Genomic DNA, 1,541 nt, shown 5'->3' with positions numbered 1-1,541 from the left:
GGTCCGTCCCAGTCGTCACCGCAGACACCCCATTGGCCACAGAATAAGTGGTCAAAACCGCCGTCGAACCGTATTCAAGGACGCCTTGAAGGGCACATTCTCAACTTCACTGGTCTTTCCTATCAGTATAAAAAATTTTAAAATAAAGGGAGCAGCCAAACCTACTCCCTCTGTCTTCAGATTATGCCACTAATTCGATGTGGTGATACAAACAGAATCTGAAATGATCATTACTCCATACCAATACCGCCAACCAGCTGTGTAATAAGCATGATGTGCTCAAAGATTTTGACTTTATCTAAATGATCGGCATCCTTGAAACCACCTAAAGCGAGTAACGGTACAAAACCAAAACATTGGTTATAGTCCAATTCCCCATGCTTCTCAATAGCTTCTTGGTAAAAATCAATATCAAAACTTTCTTCAATAAATTCTTTATCCTCTAAATCAATTACAAAATATTTCATACCACCAGGTATAAGTTTAAAGTTACCTTCTCTATACATTACATTTCTTAGGGTTTTTCCTTCTTCCAAAGTGATAACATCTCCAAAAGCTGTCACAAAAATCGGAACAGAGACATCTCCTCTAAAATAGGTTTCTTGGACCAGTTCTAAGTAATCTTCCGGATTGATGACCTTGAGGTAGCCATTAAGAAAAGTTCCTAGGCCGTCTTCTTCCCAGATTTGAAGCAGTTCGGCAGGTACCTTATTCTTATACTTCTCAATCACTTCTTGAGGCATGTCTGCCACTTTATTAAAGTCTTTAAGCATGCGTTCCTCCTAATATGTTAGTTTAACATTTAAATAGGTATTTTGCAATTGGTCAGGAGTCATCTTAGCTGCCATGGCTTGAATTTGTTCATCGACTGCATCAATCCGGTATTTCCACTGGGAACCAATGGATGAGTTAATGGCTTTATCTCCCATTCCGCCAATATTGAGCGGGTTCCCTCCAGCAATTTGGTCGGGATTATGAAGAGCAGCTTGAGTATCCAGCCACGCTTGAGCCTGTGCCTGAGCCTCTGAACGAGATAAACCTGAGTCACGTAATTCTTTATACTTGGTTTCAAAAGCATCCTCTCGTGCTGCCTTCTGAGCCGCATCCCCTTCTAGGGCTCTACCTTCTGCGATATATTTTTCACGGTTATCAAGGTATTCCTGAACGGTCAGCTCATTCATGCCTTTTTCTTGATCTGCAAGCTGACGAGAAAACTCAACTTCATCATGCTTAGGGTTACGGTTAAACTCGACTTCTACCTTGTCTATCCGAGGAACATCATCTACAGCACTGGTAACTCCTGCCACTTCCCCAGCTTTCCCTTCCGGTGTGTCCATCTTAGGACTCGCCTTAGGAAGCTCTCGAGCACTGCCGGATACCTCCCCAGCTCTAGCCGGTGCCTCGACATCGCCAACCTTGGCTCTAGGAACCGAACTGCCCTTAGCTCCAGAAACTGCCCCAGCTTCTAAGCCAGACCCATCGGTCTGATGGGAAACATGAGGCACCTCCGGCTGAACAGAAGAGGAATCAGGCGTTCTGAC

The 1,541-nt window shown here is 44.0% G+C and carries 2 protein-coding genes; both read right to left on the bottom strand.

Features of this window, described 5'->3' with window-relative positions:
* Positions 1–230: 230 nt before the first annotated feature.
* Positions 231–773 (bottom strand): T6SS immunity protein Tdi1 domain-containing protein, encoded by a 543-nt coding sequence (locus ACFOSE_RS06515; RefSeq protein WP_380431827.1) that lies wholly within the window; start codon positions 771–773, stop codon positions 231–233.
* 9 nt (positions 774–782) lie between these two features.
* The coding region (locus ACFOSE_RS06510; protein WP_380431825.1) for a polymorphic toxin type 15 domain-containing protein at positions 783–1,541 on the bottom strand (759 nt) is incomplete at its 5' end.

The organism is Streptococcus dentapri (assembly GCF_042649885.1).
GTDB lineage: Bacteria > Bacillota > Bacilli > Lactobacillales > Streptococcaceae > Streptococcus > Streptococcus dentapri.
The sequence above is the reverse complement of the archived record's forward strand: the minus strand, read 5'-3'. Positions and strand labels throughout refer to the sequence as shown.

Excerpts from the sequence above, each read along its gene's own strand:
- ACFOSE_RS06515 (WP_380431827.1), bottom strand. The coding sequence starts at position 773 with ATGCTTAAAGACTTTAATAAAGTGGCAGACATGCCTCAAGAAGTGATT.